Genomic DNA, 16,808 nt, shown 5'->3' on the forward strand with positions numbered 1-16,808 from the left:
TATCCTTGCCACCGTGCCCGGACCTTCGGACATCGAAGAGGATATGAGACCATGCGCATGATCCACGCCGCCCTGCTCGCCGCCGCTGCCGCCGCGGGTACGGCTCTCGCCACTCCAGCCGCCGCGCAGAGCGCAGCCGAGCAGCAGCGCTTCGATCAGGCGCAGGAGCGATTCGACCGCGAATACCAGACCTATCGCGACGAGGTGGAACGCTATGTCGCCGCGCGGCAGCGCGACCAGGGGAGCTATCGCGACGACCTGCCGCCGCCGAACGGGGGCTATCGCCGTGCGCCCGATCCCTACCCCGGCGATCGCGATGAGGGCGGCTATGATCCCGCCCGCTATTACCGTCCCGGCAATGAAGAGCGCGTGCTCCGCCCCGACGATCGTGTCTATGCCGGCGAGGACGGCCGATATTACTGCAAGCGCTCGGACGGCACCACCGGGCTGATCGTCGGCGGCGCGGCCGGCGGCATCCTCGGCAACGTCATCGACGGCGGCCATTCGCGCACCGTCGGCACGCTGCTCGGCGGCGCGATCGGCGCGCTCGCCGGCCGCTCGATCGATCAGCAGCAGAGCCAGATCCGCTGCCGCTGATCTCCATCCGCCAGGCTCGGGCCGCTCCGTTCAGGTGAACAGCGGCCCGAGGATCGGAGGACCGGCCTCGGCGCCCCCGTAACCCCCTACGCTTGGCCTGAAGAATGAAATCCATCGTTGCCGCATTTGCACACGCCAGAATCGTTGCCTTCGCGTAATAGCGCCTCCCGGGAATGCCCCCGCCAACCGGAGACGCGCCATGCCCTTCATTACCACGAACGACGGGACCGAGATCTTCTACAAGGACTGGGGCACCGGCCCGGTCATCACCTTCAGCCATGGCTGGCCGCTCACCGCGGACGACTGGGACGCGCAGATGCTGTTCTTCTACCGGAAGGGCTATCGCGTCGTCGCCCATGACCGCCGCGGCCACGGCCGCTCGTCGCAGCCCGCACAGGGCAACGACATGGATACCTACGCCGACGACCTCGCCACGCTGTTCGACCAGCTCGACGTCAGGGACGCGGTGATGGTCGGCCACTCGACCGGCGGCGGCGAGGTCGCCCATTACATCGGCCGCCACGGCACGTCGCGGGTCAAGAAGGCGGTGCTGATCGGCGCCGTCCCGCCGCTGATGCTCAAGACCCCGTCGAACCCCGAGGGCACCCCGCTCGAGGTGTTCGACGGCTTTCGCGAGACGCTCGCCGCCAATCGGGCGCAGATGTACAAGGACGTGCCGATCCCCTTCTACGGCTACAACCGCGACGGCGCGGAGCCCAGTCAGGGCATCGTCGACCATTGGTGGCACCAGGGGATGCAGGGCTCGATCCTCGCCCATTACGAGTGCATCAAGCAGTTCTCCGAGATCGACTATACCGAGGACCTCAAGAAGATCGACGTGCCCTGCCTGATCATGCACGGCGACGACGACCAGATCGTCCCAATCGCCGCGGCGGCCGAGAAGGCGATCAAGCTGGTGCCCAACGGCACGCTCAAGGTCTATCCGGGCTTCCCGCACGGCATGGCGACCACCCACGCCGACGTGATCAACGCCGACCTGCTTGCCTTCATCGAAAGCTGAACGATGCCGGTGCGGCGGCCGTCCGCCGCACCGCAACACAAACGTCATGTGGTCCCCCTAGGGCGGTTCAAAACCAAAGGGGAACACCATGCGACTCACAGCCCTGCTTCTCAGCGCAAGCACGCTCGCCCTCGCCGCGCCGGCCTTCGCTCAGGATGCGCCCGCCGACACGCCGGCCGGGGAAGAAGACATCGTCGTCACCGCTCAGCTGATCGAGCAGCGCCCGATCGAGGTGCCGTTCGCGCTCACCGCCTACACCGGCAGCTTCCTCGACGATCAGGGCATCGAGGATTTCGAGCGTCTCGCGCAGTATGTTCCGGGCTTCAACGTCCAGAACCAATCGCCGAACAATCCCGCGCTGTCGATCCGCGGCATCACCTCCGATTCGGGCGAGAGCTTCACCGAGCCGCGCGTGTCGGTGTTCCAGGACGGCGTGTCGATCTCGCGCTCGCGCGGTGCCTATGTCGAGCTCTTCGACCTCGAGCGCGTCGAGGTGTCGAAGGGGCCGCAGTCGACGCTCTACGGGCGCGGCGCGCTGATCGGCGCGGTCAACATCGTCCAGGCCAAGGCCGATCCCGACGCGGTTTACGGTTACGGCTACGGGCAATACACCAACTTCAACGGCTATCGCCTCGACGGTACGATGAACCTGCCGCTCAGCGACACGCTGGCGGTGCGCGTCGCCGGCCGCGTCAAGAAGCGCGACGGCTATGTCGAGAACCTGCTCGGCGGCCGCGACTTCAACTCGCAGGATACCGAGGCGGTGCGCGGCTCGATCCGCTTCGCCCCGGAGCGGCTGACGATCGACGTCATCGCCAACTACCAGCACGACGCACCGGCCGGCACCGCGTTCAAGTCGATCGCCTACAACCCAACCGACCCGACCACCGGCGCGGTGATCGGCGACCGCGGCCGCAACTCGGGCGCGGCGCTGATGGCGCCTGCAAGCTTAGTCGCCCGCGAAGGTCAGGACCTCGGCCTCGAACGCGACGTCGGCGGCGTCACCGGCCTCGTCAACTACGAGCTCACGGACGCCCTGTCGCTGAACGGCGTGGTTGGGTGGCGGAGCTTCCACTCAAAGGAGGTGTTCGACGCCGACGGCATCTCGTTGCCGATCCTGACGGCCGCCGAGGACGCCGAGGGCAAGCAGACCCAGGCGACGCTGCGCCTCACCTACGACAACGACGGCGGCTTCACCGGCTTCGTCGGCGCGACCTGGTTCAAGGAAAGCGGCCAGACCCGCGTGCCGCTCCAGTTCGACGAGCGCGTCGCACTGGCGCGGCTGGCGGGCGTGCTGAACGGCCCGATCCCTGGCCGCCCGGCGACAGACCCGGCACCGCTCGCGGCGTTCGGCAACACTCAGTTCACTGGCGCGCTGCTGCAGGGCGTCCTCGCCAACCTCGCAGGCATCACCCCGGCGCAGGCCGCCGCGCTGCTGCCGACGCCGCAGGCGCAGGCGATCGCCGCCAATCTCGGCACCGGCTTCGTCGAGAGCACCACCAACTACAACGAGACCGAGAGCTTCGACGTCTTCGCCGACGGCAAGCTCAGGCTCGGCGACAGGTTCGAGATCGGCGGCGGCATCCGCTACACGCACGACAGCAAGACCACCGGCATCGCCAGCGCCGTGCCGGGCGGCCGCTCGATCCTCGGCGGCTTCATCGGTGCGCTGAGCCAGCCGGCAGCGGTGCGGACGCAGCTCCTCCAGGCGCTCGCCGTGCCCGGCGCCGCCACCATCCCGCAGTCCGCCCAATATCCGGTGCCGATGTTCGCCATCTCCGGCCAGCCGACCGCGGGCAACGGTTCGATCGTCAGCCAGGACCTCGACACCGACGGCCTCACCTGGCGTGCCACCGCCCGCTACATGCCGAGCGAGGACGCCAGCCTCTACTTCACCTACGCCCGCGGCCGCCGGCCCGAGCTGCTGAGCCCGCGCCCGCCGTCCGCTCCCTATGGCGCGCCGGTGTTCACCAAGGTCGATGCCGAGACGGTCGACAGCTTCGAGGGCGGCGTGAAGACCGCGCTGCTCGACCGCAAGCTGTCGCTCGACGCGGCAGTCTTCTACTACAAGTACAACAATTTCCAGACGACCGAGCAGGTCGGCACCGCCTTCGTCGTCACCAATGCCGGCAAGGCCGAGAGCTACGGCTTCGAGGGCCAGTTCCGCTGGGCGGCCGCCGACTGGGTCGATCTGTTCGGCACCTATGCCTACAACCACGGGCGGCTGAAGTCCGGCATCTACGACGGCAACCACTTCCGCCTGTCGCCCGATCATGCCGCATCGTTCGGCGTCCAGGTCAAGGCGCCGGTCGGTCCGCTCCGCATCGATTTCAGTCCGAGCGTGACCTACCAGAGCAAGGTCTTCTACGACGACAACAACGACCTCCCCGCGCTCCAGCAGCCGCCGCGCGCGCTGGTCGCCGACAACATCCAGGACGAGTTCCAGGACGGCTACGCGCTGGTCAACGCGCGCATCGGCATCGAGCGGCCGGAGGCCGGCTGGCGGATCGAGGCGTTCGCCACCAACCTGTTCGGCAAGGATTACATCAGGGACGCCGGCAACTCCGGCGACAACCTGGGCCTCCCCACCTTCATCGCCGGCGAGCCGCGCATCTACGGCGTCGCGCTCAGCATCAAGACCGGCCGGCGCTGATTGGACGCGAGGAGATGCGGGGACTAGTTCTTAAGATCCTCCCGGCGCGGGGAGGATCTTAAGAAGCCCGTTATCGGAGAAAGCCATGCCGACCGCCGCCGACCTGATCGCCGCCCTCGGCCTCGCCCCGCACCCGGAGGGCGGCTGGTACCGCGAGACGGTGCGCGAGCCCTCGCCCGACGGCGGCCGCGATCGGGTGACGGCGATCTATTTCCTGCTCGACGCCGGCCAGCGCTCGCACTGGCACCGCGTCGACGCCGCCGAGATCTGGCTGTGGCACGCCGGCGCGCCGCTGACGCTCAGGATCGATGCCGACGAGCACCGCCTAGGCCCCGACGTGCTCGGCGGAGAGGCGCCGCAAATGCTGGTCCCGCCGCACGCCTGGCAATCGGCCGAAGCGGACAGCGGCTGGACGCTGGTGAGCTGCATCGTCGCGCCGGGCTTCGACTTCGCCGGCTTCGAGCTCGCTCCCGAAGGCTGGACGCCGGACTTGCCGACTCGGGAGCCGCGTTCCTAAAGCGTTCGACGATGGTCGATCGCTCCCCTTCCCCTCCGACCGGCTCCGGGGCAGATGATCTGGACGAGGAGCAAACCGCCCTTTCCCTTCCGCTCCCCCACGACGGCCTGCCGACGCCGCGCCGCTATGTCGCGATGGTGGCGGTGTCGTTCGGCACCGCGCTGGTGGTGATCGACGGCGCGATCGCCGCGGTCGCGCTGCCGACGATCGCCCGCTCGCTCCACGTCGACAATTCCTCGGTGGTCGCGGTCGTCACCGTCTACCAGCTCATGCTGGTGATGCTGCTGCTGCCGTTCGCCGGCCTCGCCGAGCGGATCGGCGTCAAGCGCGTGTATCAGGGCGGGCAGCTCGTCTTCACCATCGCCACCATCCTCTGCTTCTTCGCCGAGAGCCTGCCGTTCCTGCTGATTGTGCGGGCGGTGCAGGCGATCGGCGCCGCGGGGGCGCTCAGCGTCACCTCGGCGATGGTGCGGGCGATCTACCCGCGATCGATGCTCGGCCGCGGCCTCGGCCTCAACGCGGTGATCGTGTCGAGCTCGGCCGCGGCGGCGCCGACGGTCGGCGGCCTCATCCTCGGCATCGCGCCCTGGCCCTGGGTGTTCGCGAGCGCGGTGCCCTTCGCGATCGTCTCGCTGCTGCTCGGGCGCGCGCTGCCCGACCTTCCCAGGCGCAGCGAGCCGTTCGACGTGATCGGCGGCATCATGTGCGCCGCCACCTTCGGGCTGGTGATCGGCGGGCTCGAGACCGCCGTCCATGGCGACAGCCCGGTGGTATCGGCCGCGATCGTCGCAGCGGGATGCGTGATCGGCTGGTTCTTCGTCCGGCGCGAGATGAACGACACCAAGCCGATCCTGCCGATCGATCTGCTCGCCCGACCCGTGATCGCGCTGTCGGCGATCGGCGCCTTCACCGCCTTCCTCGCCAGCCAGACCCTGCTGCTGTCGGTCCCGTTCCGCCTCCAGCACGCCTATGGCTTCGCACCGTCGGAGGTCGGCGCGATGATCGCGCCCTGGCCGCTCACCACCCTGTTCGTCGCCCCGGTCTCCGGGGCCCTCTCGGACAGGATCCCGGCCGGCCTGCTCGGCGGCATCGGCATGACGCTGTCGGTGACCGCACTGCTGCTGCTCGCCAACCTGCCGCCGCATCCCGATTATCTCGACGTCGCCTGGCGCATGTCGCTGTGCGGCGCCGGTTTCGGCATGTTCCTGTCGCCCAATGCGCGTCTGGTGGTAGGTTCGGCGCCGCGCGACCGCGCCACGGCGGCGGGGGGTCTGGTCTCGACGATCCGCATGGTCGGCCAGACCTCCGGCGCGACGATGGTCGCGGCGCTGCTCGCGATCGGCGTCGGCGCAGGCGCGGTGCCGCCCTACACCGCCGCCGCGCTCGCGCTGATCGCGGGCCTGTGCAGCATCGCGCGGCTGCGCCCCTCGATCCGCAATCCCCAGTTCGGGGAGTCCGGAGGCACGCAGCCGGCGAGCCAGATTCGTTAGAATCGAGCTCTGTTCCCCGGCGAAGGCCGGGGTCCAGTGCAAGCGGTTCGAGACTGGGCCCCGGCCTTCGCCGGGGAACAGCTGCTTCAAGCCGGACGGATCAAATTCTAAAACACCGCCTTCGCCTCCCCGCCCATCATCGCCTTGCGCACCAGCGGGATCGGCGGGCCGCCATAGCTCAGGAATTGGTCGTGGAACGCCTTCCACGCCTTGCGGCCGCCGCGCGTCGCGGTCCAGTCGTCGCGCAGCTTGCGGATCAAGAGCTTGCCCATCGTGTAGTTGAGGTACGACGGATCATAGGTCCCCCGCGCCGCCTGCTGCCGGGCGGTGCCCTCGTCCTGATAGCATTGCTCCTCGAACAGCTTCTGGCTGTCCGCCTGCGTCATCCCGCGCGCGTGGAGCTCGATCGCGGAGAGATAGCGACAGTCGCGCAGCAGCGCGTTGGAGATCTGGCCGATATGCGTCTCCGGCGTGCCGCGCAGACCCGCCTCCCACATCATCTCCTCGGCATAATGCGCCCAGCCCTCGGCGAAGGCATAGCCAACATAGGCCCGCCCGAAGACCGATTTCGCCCGGTTGCTGTGCAGGAACTGGAGGAAGTGCCCCGGCATGATCTCATGCACGGTGGTGAACAGGAGGTCCGCCTCGCCCGGCACGAACGCCGCCTGCACCGCCGCCGGCCATGAGGGATCGGGCGGCGAGATGTAGTAGACGGAGGCGACCCCCTTCTCGAACGGCCCCGCGGGGTCGATATAGGCCGAGTTCTGCCGGTTGTAGGGCGGACTCTCCCGCACCAGCGCCTGTTCGGTGCCGGGGATGGTGACGATGTCGTGCCTGATCACGAAGTCGCGCAGCTCCGGGATCTGCGCGGTGGCGGCGGCGACCGGGCCGTCCTTGGGCTTGTCCGCCTTCATCTTCTCCATGCAGGCGGGAACGGTCGCCCCCGGTGCGAATTCGGCGCAGGCGGCCTTGAGCGCGTCCTGGTTGCGCTTGAGGTCGGCGCGGCCCACCGCCTCCAGCTCGTCGAGGCTGACGTCGACACCCTCGGTATCCTTGACCATCTTGGCGAACTTCTCGGGCCCGAGCGCGAAGTCTTGCGTCGTCGTCCTGCCGTTGTCGTCGAACCATTTCGCCAGGTCGCGCATCGCCTTGCCGGCGGCCGCCGCGGCAGTGTCGAACTCTTGCTGAAGCGCCGGATCCTTGACGCTCGCGAAGGCCTTCTTCGCGTCCCCGGTGTAATAGTCGGCGAACCCGCCGAACCCCGCCTTGCCGTAATAGACGAAGCTCGCCGGCATCGGCATCCTGAGGTTCGCGCGGATGTTCGCCGCCGCCGTCGGCACCCCATTCAGGAAGGCGATCATCGCCTTCATCCGCGTCGGCGCGTCGGCATAGTCGCGCGCGATATAGACGTTGGGATCGAGCCCGCCGCCGACGTAGAAGGCCGGATTGCGGTGCGGCTGATCGGCGTCGGCGAGCCAGAACAGCTTGCCCTTCATCACCTGCACCACATAGTCGCGCTCGAACGCCTGATCGGCGTCGAGCCCCTGGAACGCTTGCGCCTTCTCGATCGTGCGGCGGTAGAAATCGGCCGTCGCCTTCAGCCCCGCCTCGCTCCAGTCGGGCAGCTTGCCGTCGAAGTCGTGCCGCCCCTGATAGACCGCGAACGCCGGATCGAGCCGGAAATGCTCCTCCATCGTCGCGTCGACGAACGCCTTCCAGTCCTTCGCCTGCGGCGCGGCGCCGCCCGAAGGCGTGCAGCCCGCCAGTGCCGCCGCGGCAAGGGCCGCGAGCCAGATTCCCTTCAAATGTGCCTCCCTGAACGCTGATCTGTGCCGGCGATGCTGGCATCGCGTTCGGGCAAGCACCAGAGCCGTTGCAACGAACGACATCCCGCGCCTATGAGCGGCCGCGCATGGCCAGAGCCGCCCCCTCCCCGCCTCATCCCTTCACCATCCCCAATTTCCGCGCCTATTGGCTGGCCCGCTTCACCGCGACGCTGGCGCAGATGGCGATGGTGATCGTGATCGGCTGGCAGGTCTACGACCTCGCCCGCCGCACGATGAGCGTGAAGGAGGCCGCCTTCCAACTCGGCCTGATCGGGGTTGCGCAGTTCCTGCCGATGCTCGCGCTGTCGCTGTTCGCCGGCTGGGTCGCCGACCGGCTCGACCGGCGCTGGATCGCGCGTTCGGCGGTGGCGATGGAGGCGGCCTGCGCGATCGCGCTCGGCTGGCTCACCTGGACCGATCAGATCGCGCTGCCCTGGCTGTTCCTGATCGCCGCGCTGCTCGGCGTCGCCCGCGCCTTCGCCGGCCCGGCGCTGAGCGCGCTCTCGCCCAATCTGGTGCCCAAGGAGGTGCTGCCCACCGCCATCGCGATCAGCACGGTGGCATGGCAGGGCGCGGCGATCTTCGGTCCGGCGCTCGGCGGCTATCTTTACGCGATCAACGACTGGATGCCCTATCTCGTCTCGGGCGCGCTGTTCAGCTTCTCCTTCCTGATGCTGATGCTGATCGGCCGGGTGCCGCGCAGCACGATCAGGAGCGAGGCCAATCCCTGGGTCCAGATGATCGACGGGCTCCATTACGTCCGCCGCAACCGGCTGGTGCTCGGCGCGATCTCGCTCGACCTGTTCGCGGTGCTGCTCGGCGGCGCCACCGCGATGCTGCCGGTCTATGCTCGCGACATCCTGAAGGTCGGCGCCGATGGGCTCGGCCACCTGCGCGCCGCGCCGGCGGTGGGCGCGGTGACGATGGCGCTGATCTTCGGCTGGCGGCCGCTCAGGACCAACGTCGGCGCCAAGATGCTGGGTGCGGTTGCGCTGTTCGGCCTGGCGACGGCGGTGTTCGGCCTGTCGGCGCCGCTGCTGCTGCCGGTGCTTGGGCCGTCGGCGGTCGGCAGCGACTTCGCGCCTGCGGTGGTCCTCGCCCTGATCGCGCTGTTCGTGGTGGGCGCCGCCGACATGGTGTCGGTCTATGTCCGCCAGTCGCTGATCCAGCTCTACACGCCCGACGAGATGCGCGGGCGAGTCGGCGCGGTCTCCACCCTGTTCATCTCGGGATCGAACGAGCTGGGCGAGGCCGAATCGGGCTTCCTCGCCGCGCTGATCGGCCCGATCGCGGCGGTGGTCGCCGGCGGCATCGGCGCGATCCTCGTCACCGCCCTATGGTCGCGCTGGTTCCCGGAGCTGCGCAACGCCCGCACCTTCGATTCGCCCGAACGGATGATCGAGCCGGTCGCGCCGCACGCGACCCTTGATGCCGAGGCGACAAACCCCCATCCCTGATTTCCGTCCACCGAGCGCAGGAGCCTGACCCATGAAGGCCAACACCATCCTCGAGACGATCGGCAACACCCCCCATATCCGCCTTCAGCGCCTGTTCCCGGGCGCCGAGGTGTGGATCAAGTCCGAACGCTCCAATCCCGGCGGCTCGATCAAGGACCGCATCGCGCTGTCGATGGTCGAGGCGGCCGAGGCGTCGGGCGACCTCAAGCCCGGCGGCACGATCGTCGAGCCGACCAGCGGCAACACCGGCGTCGGCCTGGCGATGGTCGCGGCGGTCAAGGGCTACAGGCTGATCCTGGTGATGCCGGAGAGCATGTCGATCGAACGCCGCCGCCTGATGCTCGCCTATGGCGCGACCTTCGACCTCACCCCGCGCGAGAAGGGCATGAAGGGCTCGATCGAACGCGCCATGCAGATCGTCGAGGAAACGCCCGGCGCCTGGATGCCGCAGCAGTTCGAGAATCCCGCCAACGTCGACGTCCATGTCCGCACCACCGCCCAGGAGATCCTGAACGATTTCCGCGACAGCCCGATCGACGTGATCATCACCGGCGTCGGCACCGGCGGCCACATCACCGGCGTCGCCGAGACGCTCAAGAAGGAATGGCCGGATCTCAAGGTGTTCGCGGTCGAACCCGAGCAGTCGGCAGTGATCTCGGGCGGCCAGCCCGGCCCGCATCCGATCCAGGGCATCGGCGCCGGCTTCATCCCGCGCAACCTGCACACCCAGGCGATCGACGGCGCGATCAAGGTCGACGCGGCGGTGGCCAAGGACATGGCCCGCCGCGCCGCGCGCGAGGAGGGGATTCTGGTCGGCATCAGCTCGGGCGCGACGCTGGCCGCGATCCTGCAGAAGCTGCCGGACCTGCCGGACGGGGTGCGCGTGCTCGGTTTCAACTACGATACCGGCGAACGCTATCTGTCGGTCCCGGATTTCCTCCCGGAAAGCTGAAAGCGACTCGCAAAATTCATCGATTCGCCATAGGGGGGTCCTGGCAACCCGAATCGCGAATCGTTTCCGGGGGGAACCGTGCGCAACGCGATGATCTGTGCCGGCGCGATGCTGGCGACCGTTCTGGTTTGGCCCATGGTCTTCAGCGGCGGTGCGAACTTCGCCGTGGCGGCGGCACCCGCGCCCCATCATCCCGGCGGCAACACGATGCTGGTTCCGCCCCCGACCGAGCCGACGCCGCAGCCGGTCAGTTACGACGCCGGGCGGGTCTCGCGCCCCGGCGCGCCGGAAACCTGCTCCCAAGGCTACGCCCGCGCCGCCCCCGCCTGCACCAGCGAAGGCTGCCGCAACCGCGCGCTCGATGCGCTCGACATCTGCCAGGGCACCGGTTTCTGGCCGGATTAGGGCCCTGGGTTGCCCGTATCAGATTGCATCGTGCTCCTGCGAAGGCAGGAACACTGACATCGCCTTGATCCGGCCGCACCCCCCTCACCACCCGTCGCCCCCGCCCTTCCGCCAACGAAACGATTGCGCTATGGCCCCGCGTCCCGTTGAACCGGAGGTGCAGCCCGAATGTTGGCGCGCCCATATCAGCTCCATAGAGACAGCGTCCTCATCCACGATCGCATGACGTTATCTGCCACCACTCCCCTGCCGCGCTGGCTGCTCGGCGTGCTGGCGCTGCTTGCGACCGCGTCGATCGCCGTGCCCGCGTGGCTCGTGACCCATGCGCCGAAGCTTCCGCCGGTCGCGGCCAAGGTGGTGCGTCCGCAACGCGTCGTCCCCCCGGCCGAGCTGCCGCCGGTCGAGCCGATCGAGCTCCAGAACCTCGCGCCGGAGGATGCCCGCGAGTATAACGCCAGCATCCCCTTCTCCACCGCGCCCAACCCGGCGGCGCGACCGTTCCGAATCTCCGGCTCGCCGGAGGATCAGGCGCGCGCCATCGACTGTCTCGCCGCCGCGGTGATCTATGAGGCGGGCGACGACGCTTCCGGCGAGAAGGCGGTGGCGCAGGTCGTGCTGAACCGCGTCCGCCATCCCGCCTTCCCGCACAGCGTATGCGGCGTGGTGTTCCAAGGGGCGGAGCGGCGCACCGGCTGCCAGTTCACCTTCACCTGCGACGGTGCGATATTGCGCACCGTGCGCCCCGCCGCCTGGGAGCGCGCGCGCGAGATCGCCAGGGCCGCGCTCAACGGCACGATCGACAAGCGCGTCGGCCATGCGACCCACTATCACACCGATTGGGTGGTGCCCTATTGGAGCGCGAGCCTCGACAAGATCACCGAGGTGCACACCCACCTCTTCTTCCGCTGGACCGGCTGGTGGGGCACCCCGCCGGCCTTCGCCAGCCGCTACACCGGGGCCGAACCCAACATCCCGCAGCTCGCGCGGCTCTCGACCGCGCACCACTTGCCGGGAGATGACGTCGCGGCGCTTGCGACGGACGTCGCGAACGTGCTGCTGCCGGAGGGTCTGGCAGTGCCTCAGAGTCTGGCGCAGGATTCGAACACCTTCCTCGTCACGCTCGACCCCCGGCTCGGCCCGGAGATGTACCCGGCACTCGCGCTGAAGGCCTGCGGCGACCGGCCCTTCTGCAAGTTCATGTCCTGGACCGACAAGGCCGCCACCCCGGCCGCGCTGCCGATCACGCCGGTGCAGCAGCGGGCGATGTCGTTCAGCTATCTTCGCGACCGCGCGTTCAATTTCGAGAAGACGCTGTGGAACTGCAGCGAGTTCAAGAACACCCAGCCGAACCAGTGCATGAAGGCGCAGGTCTCGATCACGATGGTTCCGCCAGCCGCAGCGCTCGCCCCCTCCCGCGCGAACCCGAACTTCGACCTGCGCAGCGTCACCGGCGGAGTGTCGGGGAGCATCGCGCCCCCGCCGGTGGTGCCAACGAAACCCACCACGCCCCCGCCGCTTGCCGGCGTACGCCTCAAGGCAGCGCCCGCCGCGGCTCCGGCGGACGGTCGTGGACCCGCCCCCGTCCCGAGCCCGACGCCGCTGAAACCGGCCCCGAAGGCGGGCGAGGAGTAGGAGCTAGTCCGGATAAAGTGGCATCGTGCTCCTGCGAATGCAGGGATCACTGGAGATCGCTTGCGGCCAGAGCTCCTGCCTTCGCAGGAGCACCGGTGCTACTTCAATCCGGTTAGGACGGACCTCAGGCTGCGACGAACAGCTCCGGGTCGATCGCCATCACGCTCTCCGCCCCGCCTTCGATCTTGTGCCGCAGCGCGCCGGCGTCGGGCATGATCCGTTCGGCGAAGAAGCGCGCGGTGACGAGCTTCGCCTCCAGGAAGGCCGCATCGCCTCCGTCCGCCGCAAGCCCGGCTGCCGCCGCGCGCGCCATGCGCAGCCACATCAGGCCGACCGCGACGATCCCCATCAACTGCATGTAGCTATAGGCCCCTGCGCCGACCTGGTTGGGATTCTGCATCCCGTTCGCCATGAACCACATCGTCGCGGCCTGGAGCTCGCCCAGCGCCTTCTCCAGCCGTCCGGCGAAATCGGCGACCTTCTCGTCGCCCTTCGCCGCCGCGCATTCCTCGGCGACCAGCTTGAAGAAGGCCTGCACCGCCCGCCCGCCGTTCTGCGCGAGCTTGCGGCCGACCAGATCCATCGCCTGCACGCCGTTGGTGCCCTCGTAGATCATCGAGATGCGGGCGTCGCGGACATATTGCTCCATCCCCCATTCGGTGATGTAGCCATGCCCGCCATAGACCTGCTGGCTGTCGGTTGCGATGCGATAGCCGGCGTCGGTGCCGACGCCCTTGATCACCGGGGTCAGCAGCCCGATCAGGTCGGCGGCGAGCTGCCGCTCCTCCTCGCTCTGCGCCGCGTGCTCGAGGTCGACCTGGAGCGCGCCCCACAAGCACAGCGCGCGCAGCCCCTCGGTCCACGCCTTCGATTCCATCAGCATCCGCCTGACGTCCGGATGGACGAACAGCGGGTCGGCCTTCTCCTCCGGGTCCTTGGGCCCGGTCAGCGCGCGGCCCTGGCGGCGGTCCTTGGCGTATTGCACCGCGTTCTGGAACGCGACCTCGCCCACCGCCAGCCCCTGCAGCCCCACGCCGAGCCGCGCCGCGTTCATCATGATGAACATCGCGGCGAGCCCCTTCATCTCCTCGCCGACCAGCCAGCCCTTCGCCCCGTCATAGTTCATCACGCAGGTCGAGTTGGCGTGGATGCCCATCTTGTGCTCGATCGACCCGCAGGTGACCGCATTGCGCTCGCCCAACGATCCGTCGTCGTTCACCAGGAATTTCGGCACCACGAACAGCGAGATGCCCTTCGAGCTGTCCGGCGCGCCCGGCGTCTTGGCAAGCACGAGGTGGATGATGTTGTCGGTGAGGTCATGCTCGCCGGACGAGATGAAGATCTTCGTCCCCGTGATCGCGTAGCTGCCGTCCGCCTGCGGCTCGGCGCGGGTGCGGATCAGGCCGAGGTCGGTGCCGCACTGGGGCTCGGTCAGGTTCATCGTCCCGCCCCATTCGCCTGACACCATCCTGGGCACGTATTTCGCCTGCTGCTCGGGCGATCCCTTGACCAGCAGCGCGGCGATCGCACCATGGGTCAGTCCCGGATACATGGCGAAGGCCATGTTCGCCGAGATCATATATTCCTGAAATGCGGTGGCGACGACGTGCGGCATCCCTTGCCCGCCGAACTGCTCCGGCGCGGCGAGCGTCGCCCAGCCGCTCTCGACGAACTGGCGATAGGCCTCCTTGAAGCCCTTGGGCGTGGTGACGCTGCCGTCCGGATGCCGGGTGCACCCTTCCGCATCGCCGGTCTGGTTGAGCGGGAACAGCACCTCGGCGACGAACCTGCCGCCCTCCTCCAGCACCGCCTCGACCACGTCGGGTGACGCCACGGCAAAGCCCGGCAGGTTGGCGTAGCGGTCGAGCCCGATCACCTGATCCAGGATGAATCGCGTATCGCGGACAGGCGGCTGATATTGCGGCATGGTTTCTCCTCAGGATTCTTCGAGCAGCGCCACGAAATCCTCCAGCTCGGCGATCGCGGCGTCGATATCCACCTTCTGGCGCCTCAGCAGCGCGATCCGGTCCCGGCAACGCGCGAGCGTCACCTGGCGCTGCACCTGCCGCCCGTCGCCGATGTCGTAGAGGTCGATCATCTCGCGGATCTCGGCCAGGCTGAAGCCGACGCGCTTGCCGCGCAGGATCCAGGCGAGCCGGGCGCGGTCGCGGTGCGAATAGATGCGCTGGAGGCCCCGCCGCTCGGGCGAGATCAGCCCCTCGTCCTCGTAGAAGCGCAGCGCACGGGCGGTGACGTCGAACTCGGCCGACAGGTCCGAGATCGAGAAGCTCTCCCGATCGGTCCGTGGCTCGATCGGGGCCAGAGCGGGCGAGGGCGACATGGCCCGTTTATGCCTTCCCTTTACGTGAACGTCAACGAGTCGCACAGGGCAACCACCCCCGCCCGTCGCGCATCGCCGCCGCCTCCGACAACGACTCGCTGAGCCGCGTCGCCTCCAGCGCCGCCAGCGACGCGCGCTGCGTGCACAACGCCGCACAGGCATCGGGCAACCGCCCGGGAAAGGTGATGCGGTCGCCGTCGAAGCGCGCATCGAAGCTGCACTTGCCATCCCCGAGCCGCACCCGCAGCGTCTCTCCCGAGCGGGTGGCGCTGCCCGCGGCGTTGCAGGCGATCCCCTCGCCATAGTCGACGAAGGCACCGACGCGGTAATCGATCCCCTTCGGCACGATACAGACACGGTCGGTGTCGCGCGCATAGAGGCCGGTCGGCTCGGTATCGCGCGGATCGCGGACGATGCCGCGCGCGATGGCCGCGGTTTCCAGGTCGGGCGCCCCGCTCGTCTGCACGGCGTCACGCGGCCGCGGCGGGCAACTCGCGAGCAGCAGCACCGGCAGCAGCGCCGCCCAGCGGATCATTCGACGCGAACCAGCCCGCCGCCCTCGATCCGGCGGTAGAAGCAGCTTCTCTCACCGGTGTGGCAGGCAGGCCCGGCGGGCTCGACGCGCAGCCACACCGCGTCCTGGTCGCAGTCGATCCGTGCCTCGACGACGCGCAGCACATGGCCCGAGGTCTCGCCCTTCTTCCACAGCCGGCCGCGGCTGCGCGACCAGAAATGCGCATCGCCGGTGGCGAACGTCTTCTCCAGCGCCTCGGCGTTCATGTGCGCGACCATCAGCACCTCGCCGGTGGCGGCATCGGTGGCGACGGCCGTCACCAGGCCAGCGGCGTCATATCTGGGGTCGAGCGTCAGCCCGCTCTCGCGAGGATCGGTCATGGGCGTGCTCTAGAGGCTATCCGGTCGAGATTGAACCACCGTCATTCCCGCGAAGGCGGGAATCTATCCTGGCTGATCGTCGTGAGTCTCACTGCCACCAGTGACAATGGATTCCCGCCTTCGCGGGAATGACGACAAAAGACATTCCTCAAACCTGAAGATTCCGCTTTCCTACATCCAGGCGATTTAGCCATATCCTGTCGGATGACCGATTCGCTCGCTCCTTCGGACGACGACCAGATCGCCTTCACGCCGGTTCCCACCACGTCACACCGCCGCGACGGCTGGACTGCGGATCGGCAGCGCCGCTTCATCGCGAACCTCGCCGAACACGGCGGCGTCGCGGCCGCGGCGCGCGCGGTCGGGATGACGCCGCAGTCCGCGAATCGCCTGCGCAAACGACCGGGCGCGGCAAGCTTCGCCCGCGCCTGGGACATGGCGTTCGAGCAGGGCCGGCAAAACGCGTTCGAGGAGGCGGTCCGGCGCGGCCGCGACGGCTGGATCTCCCCGGTGATGCGGAACGGCCGGGTGGTCGGCCATCGTCACCGCTTCGACAACCGCCTGCTCTACGCCGCCTGCTACGGCGAGCCGATGACGCGCTTCACGCGCCGAGACCGCGGCCAAGGCGACGATTGATGTCGTTTTCCCGGAACTTTCGGAACCTTCGGCGGCCGCTCAGTGATTGCGGATCGCGTCGATCAGTTCCTTCTTGTCCATCTTCGAGCGGCCATCGATGCCGATCTCCTTGGCCTCGTCGTAGAGGTCCTCCTTGCTGCGGTCCTCGAGATGCGTCGACCGATGGTCGAGCGAATGGCCCGCCTTCGCATTGGCGATGCGCGCCGCCTTCTCCTTCGATTCGCCCTCGTCACGCAGCTTGTCGTAGAGCTTGTCGTCCTTGATCTGGGGTCCATGGTCCTTGCCCGGCATGGTCAGTCTCCTTTCTCGAAGACCGAACGCGTGCGGAACGGGGTGGGTTCAGCAGATGATGACAAATAGGCGACAAACCGGCTCGGCCTCCCTATA

General features: G+C 68.4%; 16 protein-coding genes. 10 read left to right on the forward strand and 6 right to left on the reverse strand.

All coding sequences use genetic code 11. The annotated features are described in order from the left end of the window. Nucleotides 1–57: 57 nt before the first annotated feature. From ACMGER_RS12635 to ACMGER_RS12655, 5 genes are all read left to right on the forward strand, one after another. Nucleotides 58–597 carry a glycine zipper 2TM domain-containing protein gene (locus ACMGER_RS12635; RefSeq protein WP_436812489.1) on the forward strand — a complete coding sequence of 180 codons (540 nt, stop codon included), beginning with the start codon at nucleotides 58–60 and terminating at the stop codon, nucleotides 595–597. 199 nt (nucleotides 598–796) lie between these two features. Continuing rightward, on the forward strand, nucleotides 797–1,618 hold the full coding sequence (locus ACMGER_RS12640) for an alpha/beta fold hydrolase (protein ID WP_436812490.1): 822 nt from the start codon (nucleotides 797–799) through the stop codon (nucleotides 1,616–1,618). An 88-nt stretch (nucleotides 1,619–1,706) separates the two neighbouring features. Next, the gene (locus tag ACMGER_RS12645) at nucleotides 1,707–4,271 is read left to right on the forward strand and encodes a TonB-dependent receptor (protein ID WP_436812491.1); all 2,565 of its coding nucleotides are present in this window, start codon (nucleotides 1,707–1,709) and stop codon (nucleotides 4,269–4,271) included. 85 nt (nucleotides 4,272–4,356) lie between these two features. Continuing rightward, nucleotides 4,357–4,788, forward strand: coding sequence for a cupin domain-containing protein (locus ACMGER_RS12650; RefSeq protein WP_436812492.1), 432 nt, complete (start codon nucleotides 4,357–4,359; stop codon nucleotides 4,786–4,788). Between the two features lie 134 nt (nucleotides 4,789–4,922). Then, on the forward strand, nucleotides 4,923–6,278 hold the full coding sequence (locus ACMGER_RS12655; protein ID WP_436812876.1) for an MFS transporter: 1,356 nt from the start codon (nucleotides 4,923–4,925) through the stop codon (nucleotides 6,276–6,278). Between the two features lie 107 nt (nucleotides 6,279–6,385). On the opposite strand, the gene ACMGER_RS12660 is transcribed toward ACMGER_RS12655, so the two are convergent. Beyond that, a complete protein-coding gene (locus tag ACMGER_RS12660; RefSeq protein WP_436812493.1) occupies nucleotides 6,386–8,083 on the reverse strand; it encodes a DUF885 domain-containing protein in 1,698 nt (565 codons plus the stop codon). 107 nt (nucleotides 8,084–8,190) lie between these two features. Here ACMGER_RS12660 and ACMGER_RS12665 point away from each other — a divergent pair, with 107 nt between their 5' ends. The 4 genes from ACMGER_RS12665 to ACMGER_RS12680 all read left to right on the forward strand — a co-directional run bounded on the left by ACMGER_RS12665 (nucleotide 8,191) and on the right by ACMGER_RS12680 (nucleotide 12,550). Next, nucleotides 8,191–9,561, forward strand: a complete 1,371-nt coding sequence (locus ACMGER_RS12665; RefSeq protein ID WP_436812494.1) for an MFS transporter — start codon at nucleotides 8,191–8,193, stop codon at nucleotides 9,559–9,561. 31 nt (nucleotides 9,562–9,592) lie between these two features. Beyond that, on the forward strand, nucleotides 9,593–10,513 hold the full coding sequence (gene cysK, locus ACMGER_RS12670; RefSeq protein ID WP_436812495.1) for a cysteine synthase A: 921 nt from the start codon (nucleotides 9,593–9,595) through the stop codon (nucleotides 10,511–10,513). Between the two features lie 78 nt (nucleotides 10,514–10,591). Continuing rightward, complete coding sequence (locus ACMGER_RS12675) at nucleotides 10,592–10,918, forward strand: hypothetical protein (protein ID WP_436812496.1); 327 nt, start codon at nucleotides 10,592–10,594, stop codon at nucleotides 10,916–10,918. Between the two features lie 222 nt (nucleotides 10,919–11,140). Then, entirely contained in the window at nucleotides 11,141–12,550 is a 1,410-nt protein-coding gene (locus ACMGER_RS12680; RefSeq protein ID WP_436812497.1) for a cell wall hydrolase, read from the forward strand. Between the two features lie 124 nt (nucleotides 12,551–12,674). On the opposite strand, the gene ACMGER_RS12685 is transcribed toward ACMGER_RS12680, so the two are convergent. Genes ACMGER_RS12685 through hisI form a run of 4 tightly spaced genes read right to left on the reverse strand, consistent with a single transcriptional unit; the run spans nucleotide 12,675 to nucleotide 15,785 of the window. Continuing rightward, a complete protein-coding gene (locus ACMGER_RS12685) occupies nucleotides 12,675–14,477 on the reverse strand; it encodes an acyl-CoA dehydrogenase C-terminal domain-containing protein (RefSeq protein ID WP_436812498.1) in 1,803 nt (600 codons plus the stop codon). Between the two features lie 9 nt (nucleotides 14,478–14,486). Beyond that, nucleotides 14,487–14,891: a MerR family transcriptional regulator gene (locus ACMGER_RS12690; RefSeq protein ID WP_436812499.1), complete on the reverse strand. Its 405-nt coding sequence runs from the start codon at nucleotides 14,889–14,891 to the stop codon at nucleotides 14,487–14,489. Nucleotides 14,892–14,922: 31 nt separating this feature from the next. Continuing rightward, nucleotides 14,923–15,426, reverse strand: coding sequence for a hypothetical protein (locus ACMGER_RS12695; RefSeq protein ID WP_436812500.1), 504 nt, complete (start codon nucleotides 15,424–15,426; stop codon nucleotides 14,923–14,925). Continuing rightward, the gene (gene hisI, locus ACMGER_RS12700; RefSeq protein ID WP_436812501.1) at nucleotides 15,423–15,785 is read right to left on the reverse strand and encodes a phosphoribosyl-AMP cyclohydrolase; all 363 of its coding nucleotides are present in this window, start codon (nucleotides 15,783–15,785) and stop codon (nucleotides 15,423–15,425) included. The genes ACMGER_RS12695 and hisI overlap by 4 nt, the downstream gene beginning before the upstream one ends. Before the next feature lie 204 nt (nucleotides 15,786–15,989). Here hisI and ACMGER_RS12705 point away from each other — a divergent pair, with 204 nt between their 5' ends. Then, nucleotides 15,990–16,421 (forward strand): hypothetical protein, encoded by a 432-nt coding sequence (locus ACMGER_RS12705; RefSeq protein WP_436812502.1) that lies wholly within the window; start codon nucleotides 15,990–15,992, stop codon nucleotides 16,419–16,421. Between the two features lie 39 nt (nucleotides 16,422–16,460). On the opposite strand, the gene ACMGER_RS12710 is transcribed toward ACMGER_RS12705, so the two are convergent. Beyond that, nucleotides 16,461–16,712, reverse strand: a complete 252-nt coding sequence (locus tag ACMGER_RS12710) for a DUF7218 family protein (RefSeq protein WP_436812503.1) — start codon at nucleotides 16,710–16,712, stop codon at nucleotides 16,461–16,463. Nucleotides 16,713–16,808: the final 96 nt, after the last annotated feature.

The organism is Sphingomonas astragali, from assembly GCF_051400615.1.
Lineage (GTDB): Bacteria > Pseudomonadota > Alphaproteobacteria > Sphingomonadales > Sphingomonadaceae > Sphingomonas.

What these genes read in the sequence shown, in the direction of transcription:
- ACMGER_RS12635 (WP_436812489.1), top strand. Translation starts at nt 58, where the DNA reads ATGATCCACGCCGCCCTGCTCGCCGCCGCTGCCGCCGCGGGTACGGCT.
- ACMGER_RS12640 (WP_436812490.1), top strand. Translation starts at nt 797, where the DNA reads ATGCCCTTCATTACCACGAACGACGGGACCGAGATCTTCTACAAGGAC.
- ACMGER_RS12645 (WP_436812491.1), top strand. Translation starts at nt 1,707, where the DNA reads ATGCGACTCACAGCCCTGCTTCTCAGCGCAAGCACGCTCGCCCTCGCC.
- ACMGER_RS12650 (WP_436812492.1), top strand. Translation starts at nt 4,357, where the DNA reads ATGCCGACCGCCGCCGACCTGATCGCCGCCCTCGGCCTCGCCCCGCAC.
- ACMGER_RS12655 (WP_436812876.1), top strand. Translation starts at nt 4,923, where the DNA reads ATGGTGGCGGTGTCGTTCGGCACCGCGCTGGTGGTGATCGACGGCGCG.
- ACMGER_RS12665 (WP_436812494.1), top strand. Translation starts at nt 8,191, where the DNA reads ATGGCCAGAGCCGCCCCCTCCCCGCCTCATCCCTTCACCATCCCCAAT.
- cysK (WP_436812495.1), top strand. Translation starts at nt 9,593, where the DNA reads ATGAAGGCCAACACCATCCTCGAGACGATCGGCAACACCCCCCATATC.
- ACMGER_RS12680 (WP_436812497.1), top strand. Translation starts at nt 11,141, where the DNA reads ATGACGTTATCTGCCACCACTCCCCTGCCGCGCTGGCTGCTCGGCGTG.
- ACMGER_RS12685 (WP_436812498.1), bottom strand. Translation starts at nt 14,477, where the DNA reads ATGCCGCAATATCAGCCGCCTGTCCGCGATACGCGATTCATCCTGGAT.
- ACMGER_RS12690 (WP_436812499.1), bottom strand. Translation starts at nt 14,891, where the DNA reads ATGTCGCCCTCGCCCGCTCTGGCCCCGATCGAGCCACGGACCGATCGG.
- ACMGER_RS12695 (WP_436812500.1), bottom strand. Translation starts at nt 15,426, where the DNA reads ATGATCCGCTGGGCGGCGCTGCTGCCGGTGCTGCTGCTCGCGAGTTGC.
- hisI (WP_436812501.1), bottom strand. Translation starts at nt 15,785, where the DNA reads ATGACCGATCCTCGCGAGAGCGGGCTGACGCTCGACCCCAGATATGAC.
- ACMGER_RS12705 (WP_436812502.1), top strand. Translation starts at nt 15,990, where the DNA reads ATGACCGATTCGCTCGCTCCTTCGGACGACGACCAGATCGCCTTCACG.
- ACMGER_RS12710 (WP_436812503.1), bottom strand. Translation starts at nt 16,712, where the DNA reads ATGCCGGGCAAGGACCATGGACCCCAGATCAAGGACGACAAGCTCTAC.